The organism is Flavobacterium sp. (assembly GCF_044371705.1).
In the GTDB taxonomy this organism is placed as follows: domain Bacteria; phylum Bacteroidota; class Bacteroidia; order Flavobacteriales; family Flavobacteriaceae; genus Flavobacterium.
The window spans coordinates 1-10,069 of the sequence record NZ_JBILTE010000098.1 but is presented as its reverse complement, the minus strand read 5'-3'; the positions used below and the strand labels follow the sequence as shown (position 1 = coordinate 10,069).

General features: G+C 34.8%; 10 protein-coding genes. 5 read left to right on the top strand and 5 right to left on the bottom strand.

From position 1 onward, the window contains the following. The 3 genes from ACIQ2S_RS08125 to trmB all read right to left on the bottom strand — a co-directional run. Window positions 1–297 (bottom strand): MGMT family protein (locus tag ACIQ2S_RS08125; protein WP_396174823.1); only part of this gene is annotated, 297 nt, incomplete at its 3' end. A gap of 12 nt (window positions 298–309) precedes the next feature. Further along, a complete protein-coding gene (locus ACIQ2S_RS08120) occupies window positions 310–942 on the bottom strand; it encodes a lysine transporter LysE (RefSeq protein WP_396174821.1) in 633 nt (210 codons plus the stop codon). A gap of 9 nt (window positions 943–951) precedes the next feature. Then, a complete protein-coding gene (gene trmB / locus ACIQ2S_RS08115; protein WP_396174819.1) occupies window positions 952–1,626 on the bottom strand; it encodes a tRNA (guanosine(46)-N7)-methyltransferase TrmB in 675 nt (224 codons plus the stop codon). A 71-nt stretch (window positions 1,627–1,697) separates the two neighbouring features. Between trmB and ACIQ2S_RS08110 the strand changes: the two genes are divergently transcribed. Then, entirely contained in the window at window positions 1,698–2,777 is a 1,080-nt protein-coding gene (locus tag ACIQ2S_RS08110; RefSeq protein WP_396174817.1) for a glycosyltransferase, read from the top strand. On the opposite strand, the gene ACIQ2S_RS08105 is transcribed toward ACIQ2S_RS08110, so the two are convergent. Further along, the gene (locus ACIQ2S_RS08105) at window positions 2,751–3,794 is read right to left on the bottom strand and encodes a sensor histidine kinase (protein WP_396174814.1); all 1,044 of its coding nucleotides are present in this window, start codon (window positions 3,792–3,794) and stop codon (window positions 2,751–2,753) included. The two genes, ACIQ2S_RS08110 and ACIQ2S_RS08105, sit on opposite strands and share 27 nt — an antisense overlap. 60 nt (window positions 3,795–3,854) lie before the next feature. Further along, the gene (locus ACIQ2S_RS08100) at window positions 3,855–4,538 is read right to left on the bottom strand and encodes a response regulator transcription factor (protein WP_396174812.1); all 684 of its coding nucleotides are present in this window, start codon (window positions 4,536–4,538) and stop codon (window positions 3,855–3,857) included. 181 nt (window positions 4,539–4,719) lie between these two features. Here ACIQ2S_RS08100 and ACIQ2S_RS08095 point away from each other — a divergent pair, with 181 nt between their 5' ends. From ACIQ2S_RS08095 to ACIQ2S_RS08080, 4 genes are all read left to right on the top strand, one after another. After that, window positions 4,720–7,524, top strand: coding sequence for a TonB-dependent receptor domain-containing protein (locus ACIQ2S_RS08095; RefSeq protein WP_396174810.1), 2,805 nt, complete (start codon window positions 4,720–4,722; stop codon window positions 7,522–7,524). A 34-nt stretch (window positions 7,525–7,558) separates the two neighbouring features. Further along, entirely contained in the window at window positions 7,559–8,968 is a 1,410-nt protein-coding gene (locus ACIQ2S_RS08090) for a hypothetical protein (RefSeq protein ID WP_396174808.1), read from the top strand. Window positions 8,969–9,041: 73 nt separating this feature from the next. After that, a complete protein-coding gene (locus ACIQ2S_RS08085; RefSeq protein ID WP_396174806.1) occupies window positions 9,042–9,614 on the top strand; it encodes a hypothetical protein in 573 nt (190 codons plus the stop codon). A gap of 102 nt (window positions 9,615–9,716) precedes the next feature. Further along, window positions 9,717–10,046, top strand: coding sequence for a T9SS type A sorting domain-containing protein (locus ACIQ2S_RS08080; protein WP_396174804.1), 330 nt, complete (start codon window positions 9,717–9,719; stop codon window positions 10,044–10,046). Window positions 10,047–10,069 lie beyond the last annotated feature (23 nt).

The following is a 10,069-nucleotide window of genomic DNA, read 5'->3' as shown; positions in this document are numbered from 1 at the left end:
AAATTTCTCAAAATCAACAATTTGATTGTCAACCACATCAACTCCTTCACTTTCCAGCAATTGCTGCATCAAATTTGTGCCTTGAAAATGATGTTTTCCGGAAAGCATGCCGTTTCGGTTAACCACACGATGTGCCGGTACGTCTTCCAAATTATGTGAAGCATTCATGGCCCAACCGACCATTCGGGCTGAACGGGCAGCACCCAAACTTTTAGCTATTGCTCCATAAGAAGTAACTCGTCCATAAGGTATTTGACGTGCGATTTGGTAAACTCTTTCAAAAAAGTTTTCTTCCATCGTTCGTAAAATTTAATTGAAAATGAGTTTAAAAAGTGTCACCAAAGCAACTATTCCAGTGATTCCACCAATAAAATAATTAATGTTTTCTGAAAGGAGAGAAGTTTTGGCTGATTTATTTTTAAAAAAAACAATGTAACCAAAAAAGACTAAAAAAGCAGCCAATGCTGTACCTAAAGAAAATGAATAAATATAAATCGTTTCAAAATAAAAATAATCAAACGATGCTAATGTTATGCTTATAAAAACATAATAGGGAATGGGAAACAAATTCAGAATTGACAGTAACATTCCTAAGAAAAACCGGCTGGATTTGGTTCTTATTTTAATTTCGTCTTTCTTTTTAGTATTCTTACCCTTTTTAGCCATCCAAAAAAAATAGAAGGTCAGCCCCGCAAAAATTACAAAGCCAATTTCCTGAAGCATCGTGTTAATATCTGAACGACTTTCAATAAATCGAGCAAATAGAACGGCCACTAAAGTCTGAAAAAAAACAATTGTTGCAGCACCAAAAGCAAACCACAGAGCTCTTCCGCGGCCATCTCTCAAGCTGAATTTTGCTGCGGTCATATTGATTAGCCCCGGCGAAATAGTACCTATCGTTGCCGCAACAAAACCGAATAAAAAGTGAAGTCCGATATTCATATGGTTTTTTTACTTGATTCTGAATTGAATATAAGTAATCGCTTTATTGATTTCTAAATATTGTTTTTCGTAAAAAGTTTGAATGGCTGTTACTACTTCCGGTGCTCCTTCATTACGGTACACATTATGATTGGCATACAAAACTTCATGCCCTTCACCGTGAAGCAAACCTAAGGTATAGCCGTGCATGAATTCACTATCAGTTTTTAAATTCATCAATCCATCGGGTTTAAGTACCTTTTTATAACGTTGCAAAAATTCGGAATTCGTCATCCGATGCTTTGTTCGCTTATATTTTATTTGTGGATCGGGAAAAGTAATCCAAATTTCATCTACTTCATTTTCAGCAAAACAAAATTCCAGTAATTCAATTTGAGTACGTAAAAACCCAACATTCGTCAAATTATTTTCGACTGCTGTTTTTGCACCTCTCCAAAAACGGGCACCTTTGATATCAATTCCAATAAAATTTTTTTTGGGATATCGTTCCGCCAAACCTACAGAATATTCACCTTTGCCGCATCCCAATTCCAAAATCAATGGATGGTCGTTTTTAAAAAATTCCTTGTTCCAATTTCCTTTCCATTTAAATGCTCCCAATACAACTTCTTCACGAGTTGGTTCAATTACATTGCCAAAAGTCTCATTTTCTCTAAAACGCTTTAATTTGTTCTTACTCCCCACGTAACTTAATTTTTTGGTAAAATTAAGGAAATATAACCTATCATTATTACTATTACTTTTGCAATTATTAAATGAGTTATCAAGACTTGGAACATTCAAAAAAAAGAATTCTCATTGCTCCTTTAAATTGGGGATTGGGACACGCTACCCGTTGCATTCCTATCATCGAATCGTTATTGGAAAACAATTTTGAAGCCATTATTGCCTCTGATGGCGTGGCTTTGCAAATACTTCAAAAAGAATTTCCGGATTTAATTTTTCTGGAGCTTCCGTCGTATCAAATTGAGTATGCCAAAAAAGGAGCTTTCTTTAAATGGAAACTCATCAAAAATAGTCCAAAAATGATGGAGGCCATTTATTTGGAACGTAAATTGGTAAAAAAGTGGGTCAAAGAATATGAGTTAAGTGGTATTATTTCAGACAATCGTTTGGGCATTTATTCCAAAAAAATCCCTTCCGTTTTTATCACGCATCAATTAAATGTTTTAACGGGAAACACTAGTTGGATCACTAGTAAAATTCATCAATACATTATTAAAAAATACGATGAATGTTGGGTTCCGGATGTAGCAGAAATGCCCAACTTAACGGGCAGACTCGGACATATCAAAAATCCGCATTTTAAAATAAATTACATCGGTCCGTTGAGTCGTTTAAACAAACGTACGCTTCCAAAAAAATATGATTTAATGGTCATTCTATCCGGACCGGAACCACAACGCACGATGCTGGAAACTCATCTAAAATCGGAACTAACAAGATATAAAGGAGCGGTTGTTTTTGTGAGAGGTGTCATTGAATCTGAACAAAAAAAAGAAGAAATTGGTTCGGTTACCTATTACAACTTTATGACTACGAGCGAATTGGAACAAACTTTTAATGAAAGTAATTTGGTTTTAAGTCGTTCCGGATACACAACTGTTATGGATTTGGCGAAGCTAGGTAAAAAATGTTTTTTTATCCCAACTCCCGGTCAATTTGAACAGGAATACTTGGCTAAAAAATATAAAAAAGAAGGGATAGTACCTTATGCCAAACAAGACAAATTTACCATTGAAAATTTGTATGAAGTTGATTTATATAAAGGTCTAGAACATTTCAAAACCGACTTAAATTGGAAGAAATTATTTCTTCTTTTCGAGCGTAAATGAAAATTCGGAACCTACGCCGTATTGACTTTCTACATAAATCTTTTCGTTGTGACCTTCAATAATATGCTTTACAATTGCCAAGCCTAAACCGGAACCACCCTCAGAACGGGCTCCACTTTTATCGACTCTAAAAAAGCGTTCAAACAATCGTGGGATATACTGTTTTTGAATACCCTCTCCATTATCAGTAACTCTGACAATTATTTTATTTTTAACCAAATCTTCGATGCTTATTTCAGTTGTTCCTCCCTCTCTGCCGTATTTAATGGAGTTCATCACTAAATTGGTTACTACTTGCTGAATTTTATCTTCATCTGCATTTACCAAAATGGGTTTCGCGTATTTGGTATCAAAGGTTAATGTTATTTTTTTCTTAGCAGCACGCATTTCAAGCAAGTCAAAAACGTTTTTGATCATTTCAATGATATCAAATTCAGCATACTCCAAGTTTAAATCGCCTGTTTCCAACTTGGTAATCATATCTAAATCTTTCACGATATAAATCAAACGTTCCACGCCTTTTTCAGCTCGTTCTAAATATTTTTTTCGAAGTGTTTTATCATTGGCCGCACCGTCTAAAAGTGTAGAAATATATCCTTGAACGGTAAAAAGAGGTGTTTTTAATTCATGTGAAACATTTCCTAAAAATTCCCTACGGTATTCTTCACGAACTTTTAATGTTTCAATTTCTAATTTCTTATCGGTGGCAAACTTTTTAACTTGTCGGGTTAAAGTTGCCATATCAGTGGTAATCGGCTGACTTCTGAAAGTTGTTGAATCCAGCAAAGAAACATCGTCGTATATTTTTTTTACTCTACGATAGATGAAACGCTCCACACGGTATTGAATGACGAAAAACGAGAAAACATACATCGATACTGTAAAAACACCAATCAATAAGTAATCTAGCTGTTGGAAAAAATACAACAATAAAGTAAGAAACCCACCGGAGAAAAGGGTTATATAGAACGCGGACTTCACCGCAAATTTGTACGTTTTTTTAAAACTTATCGCCATTAAAAAAGCTTTTTAAATAACCCTTCAAAAGTAAGCTATTTTAATAACTAAAAAAGAAAATTAAATTTCAAATTTGTAGCCTACGCCCTTGATAGTCTTAAATAATTCGTCACCTATTTTTTCGCGAAGTTTACGAATATGAACATCAATAGTTCTGCCTCCAACTACCACTTCGTTGCCCCAAACTTTATCTAAAATTTCTTCTCTTTTAAAAACTTTTCCGGGCTTCGATGCCAGCAAATAAAATAATTCGAATTCTTTTCTCGGTAGTACTATTTCTCTACCGTCTTGAACAATTTTATATTCTTCACGATTCACTTCAATTCCACCTACATTCAAAATATCTCCTTTTGCTTCATCTTCTTTCATTCTTCTTAATAAAGCTTTAACTTTACTTACCAATACTTTGGGTTTGATTGGCTTAGCAATGTAATCATCGGCTCCGGCTTCAAAACCTGCCACTTGTGAATAGTCTTCATTACGTGCCGTTAAAAATGCAATAATAACGTTGGAGAGTTCTGGTAATCTTCGAATGTTTTCACAAGCTTCCATCCCATCCATTTCAGGCATCATAACATCCATTATAATCAATTGCGGAAGTTCCTTTTTCGCTACTTGAATTGCTTCTTTGCCATTGGTAGCAGTAACGATTTGATAGCCTTCCTGAGCCAAATTGTACCCTATTATTTCTAGGATATCTTGCTCATCATCAACCAACAAGATCTTAATGTCTTTTTTCTTCATGATACGTAATTGTATTTTTTGAGAATGTAAAGGTAAAGATAAATCAAAACGAATTAAGTTGTTAACAGTAATTTAATGTGGTAACAATTTGGTAACGCTTTAAACACGAAAGCATAACAAGTGTGTAACTTCAACTTTACATTATCGCCTTTACTTTGCCCCAAATTTAATAAACACACGAATGAAATTTAGAATACTTATTATTACACTATTGCTTACGTTCTTATCACATGCTCAAAAAGGAACAGTTTCAGGTGTTCTTACCGACAAAGATATGAACAACGAACCTTTGCCATTTGCAAACGCACTTATTAAAGGCACTAGCATTGGAACAACAACGGATACCGATGGAAAATTTTCGTTATCAGTTGATCCGGGTAATTACATTTTAGAACTCAGTTTTTTAGGATACCAAACTATTGATATTCCAATAACCATTAAAGCGGGACAAAACGTTACGGTTAATAGATCGTTAACTGCAGGAGGAGGAGTAATGCTTGAGGATGTTGTGGTAGTTACTTCAAGAAAGAAAAATACCGAAGCCGCCATTATGGCCGAGATGAAAGAAGCCAAACAAGTGGTAAGTGCCATTTCTGCCGAACAAATGTCGAAAGGAACCGACAGTAATGCGGCAGATGCTATTCAGCGTGTCCCTGGCGTTACAATTGTTGACGGAAAATTTGTAATGATCAGAGGTTTGAGTGAAAGATACAATAACGTATTAATTAACAATGCTGTTGCTCCAAGTACCGAAGTTGACAAAAGAACTTTTGCTTTTGACTTGATTCCTACCAAAGCTATTGACAAAATGTTAATTGTTAAAACGGGATCAGCTGATAAACCCGGTGACTTTTCGGGAGGTATTATTAACATTACAACTTCTGAAAACATTACAAATTTCAATACATTCAGTGTTGGATTTGGCTACAGAAATAATACTTCTTTGCAAGATTATTTTCAAAGTAATGGATCAAAAACGGATTTTTTGGGTTTTGATTATGAATTTAGAACTTTACCAAGTACGTTCCCATCGGCTGACTTAATTAATAGTATTCCTGAAGTTGGCGTTACAGCTTCAAATACAAAATTGCAAAACAATTTTAATCCAAATCAAAGCACAGCTTTAATAGATAATAATTTCGGTTTTGCTTTTGGAAGAAGTAAAAAATTTACCAATGGAATGAATTTGCAATCGGTTAACTCGTTTGGTTATTCCAATACTTATCAAACCTACCAAAGACAATTTACCAGATATACTACTTTAAATGAGGGAGAAACTAGACCCCCTTTATGGTTGAACTATTTGGATAATTATAATCAGAACGAAGCCAGAGTAACTGTTTTATCCAACTGGATTTTAAAATTAAACAACAATAATACGATTAAGTTTAAAAATTTATTCAATCAAATTGGTGAAAATGAAACTACCATTAGAAATGGTAATAACTTTTTACAAAGAGGTGAAGATTTATTTAGAAACTATTCGTTAGGTTATAAATCCAGATCCATTTATACAGGTCAATTAGAAGGCATCCATCAATTAAATAATACCAATATTATTGATTGGGTAGCGGGTTATAATTATATGTATGAATCTGAACCAGATTTAAGAAGATTCAGAACCATTAAAGACGCTGAAAATCCAAATTCGGTGTATGAAATGATTGATCCTGCTTCGTCAAACCTATTCGACACCGGAAGATATTTTGGAACTTTAAAGGAGTATTCAGTAAATAATGGTGCCAATTATACACACATTATCGAGCGTGTTAAAAATGATGAAGAATTAAACCCTATAAAACTTAAAACGGGTTATTATATGGATTACAGACAAAGAGAATTTGATTCTCGCTATGTGTCCTACTTTTTACCGGATTATGGAATCGACCGTGTTAATTTCTTAAAGCAATTGCCTTTAACTGAAGTTTTTAGTCCTGAATACGTCAACACAACCGATGGTTGGATTTTAAAAGAAGGTACGCGAGCCATTGACTCCTACAATGCTGACAATTTCTTAGCTGCAGGTTATCTCTATGGTGAATTTCCGGTCTATAAATTTGATATCTCAGGTGGTGTTCGTGTAGAACACAATATTTTGTCTCTTCAAGGTGCTTCTGATGCCGGTGTGATTGATGTTGAAAACCCGGTTACTTCCTTTTTACCATCCTTAAACGTTGGTTATAACATCAGCGAAAGATCGTTACTTCGATTTGCATACAGCAGAACGGTGAACCGTCCGGAGTTCAGAGAAATTGCCCCTTTCTTATTTTACGATTACGAAAATGAAGCGGCACGTGTTGGTAACTCAAGCTTGAAAACTGCAGAAATTGATAACTTAGATTTACGTTATGAATTCTATCCAAGTAAGGGAGAAACCATGAGTTTAGGTGCATTCTACAAAAGATTTGATAATCCGATTGAAAATGTCACACAAATTACAACGGAACAACCTCAGTTTAACTATGCCAATGCAGACAGTGCTTTCAATTATGGTTTAGAACTTGAATTCAGAAAATCATTTAAAGAGTGGACCAATAATCTTTACTTGGGAAGGCTTTCAATGAATATAAATGCTTCCTATATTTTCTCTGAAGTTGATTTAGGTGCAAGTGTAACATCACAACAACAAGTTCGTGCCTTACAAGGTCAATCCCCTTACATTGTGAATGCGGCGTTAGGATATAACGACGAGACAGGATTCTCTGCCAATGTAATCTATAACCGTTTTGGTGATCGTATTTTCTCCGTAGGTGATGTGAACTTTCCAACCATTTATGAACTTTCAAGAAACAGTTTAGATTTAACAGTTTCAAAAGCTTTTAAAGAAACTACAGTGAAATTTGGCATACAAAACCTTTTAGATGATGAATACCGATTTTTTGAAGATTCCAATAGAGATGAAACTATCGATGAAAGCGTCGATAATCCAACCTCTATTTTCAAGAGAGGAGCTTTGTTTTCTCTCGGCGTAACACATAACTTTTAAACAACTATAAATTAAATTATTAAAACAACCACTTATGAAAAAAAATCTAATTTTAAGAGCTAGCATGTTCTTGGCAATTCTTGCCATTTCAATGACATCTTGTAGTAGTGACGACAACCCAATTGTGGTAGTAGATGACGATACACCTATCGTCGATCCTAATTTGCCCGTTGAATTAGTGGGTGATTTAACTACTCGTACACTTACAAAAGACAAAAAATATTTAATTAAAGGGCAAGTATTTGTTAGAACAGGAGTTGTTTTAACCGTTCAGCCTGGTACCGTAATCTTTGGTGACAAAGCAACAAAAGGTACTTTAGTAATTGATAGAGGTGGTAAATTGATTGCAGACGGAACTGCTGCAGAACCAATTGTATTTACTTCAGCATTGGCTCCAGGAACACGTGACCGCGGGGATTGGGGTGGTATCGTTATCTTAGGAAATGCTCCTGTTAACCAGCCGGATCCAGCAATTGAAGGTATCACACCAGCAGTAATTTTTGGTGGCACTAATAATGCAGATAATTCAGGAATTTTAAAATATGTACGTGTAGAATTCGCCGGAATTGAATTAACACCAAATAATGAAACAAACTCTATCACCTTAGGTGGTGTAGGTAGCGGAACTCAAATGGATTACACACAAGTTTCTTTTGGTGGTGACGACGGTTTCGAGTGGTTTGGTGGTTCAATTAATTCCAAACACTTAGTTGCCTTTGCAATGTGGGATGACTGTTTTGACGTTGACTTCGGTTTCACAGGAAAAGTACAATTTGGCGTATCTGTTCGTTACGGTAGTTATGCCGACCAATCAGGTTCAAACATTTTTGAAACCGATAACGGTCCAAATGACAACGTAACTACTTTAATTACAACAGGTGTATTCTCTAACTTTACAGGTGTAGGCCCAAGAGCTACCAACACTCAAACAGTCAACGGTAACTACCAACATGCAATTGACGCTAGAAGAAGAACAGCGTTAACAATCGCAAATTCTGTTTTTGTGGGCATGCCGAGAGGTTTGCGTTTCAATCAACAGTCTGTGTTTGACAACTATGCAGCAGGAACAGGTGTGATGATAAACAATATAATGTCTGCCCCATTGTTAACTTACTCAGTTGGTACAGGTATGACTGCAACAGCTACTAATGTGGGAACATGGTGGACCGCTACTAACGTAACTGACACAAGTACAGATTTACCTGCTTACTATTTAGCATTAGGTTTAAATACTAATATTTTCTTTGGAACAAACACAAGTACAGGTTATGCATCGAACCCTGATTTTAGAGTTACAGCTGGTACTTTAACTTCTGGTGCTGCATTTACTAATCCTAAATTAACAGATGCTTTCTTTACTGCAACAACTTACAGAGGAGCATTTGGTGCTACAGACTGGACTGATGGATGGGCTGAATTTAACCCAGTAACTAAAGTTTACTAGTCTTAATAATTTATTATATTTGAAAGAGCTTAATCTACTAGATTAGGCTCTTTTTTTAAAATTTAAAATGAAAATGAAATTTATTTATACGCTTTTTGTTATCGTCTTCCTATATTCTTGTCAAAAAGAACCACAAAAGATTTTGCCTTCCGACTATTTGACTGATACACAAGTGGAGTCATTCAAGTACGAAATTATTCGGTACACAGATAAACTGGCAAAAAATGCGACTCATGAAACAAAGTTCGAGTCTCAATATGATTCTATTTATCAACTTACAGCTAAAAGTGCAGAATTATATCATTATTATGTTGACGAAAAATCAAATGAAATATATTTTGCCCTTGCTCGTATTGCTCCAAGTTTAAAAGTGAAACGAGTGGTTACCGCAGGTAAATTAACCAAAGATCAAGACGGCAAAATCACTTCTTTTGAAGAAGCATTCAGAACCTGGAAAATGGAAATTCCTGAGTTAAAAGCAAAAACTAAATTACTTTTTGAAAAGTATATCGACGGTGAAGATTTAACCGAATACTACACCAAAAATGCCAATGGTGAATTTTATATTGAATTTCCAGACGACAACAATTATTATGATAAGAATGCCAGAAAGTGGCAATCCAAAAACAATCTTGTAATCGAGTAAATTCAACTTTATATCTATTCAAACAGTTGTTTTATTGACAACTGTTTTTTTTTGGTATACTATTTGAAATAAATTTATATCTTTACAAATGAAAATTGTGACATGGAAAAAAAATACTTTTATATCATTCTATTATTATTTTGTTTTCTTGGTGAGAATGCTCTTGCTCAGGAAAACAAACCTAAGCCGCAGGAAACTACGGTTGAAGGATTGAGTTTTTATCCTAATCCAGTAAGTACGGGTAAAATTTACATAACTACCAATTCATCATTAACCAAAGAAGTAACTATTTACGATGTATTGGGTAAAATAGTACTTCAAGCAACACTTACCTCAAAGGAATTGAATATCTCTGCCTTGTCTCCGGGTGTATACATGATTAAAATCAAAGAAGGAGAGGCTACTGCGACAAGAAAATTAATTGTCAAGTAAGTACTGCAAAATTAATAGTACTT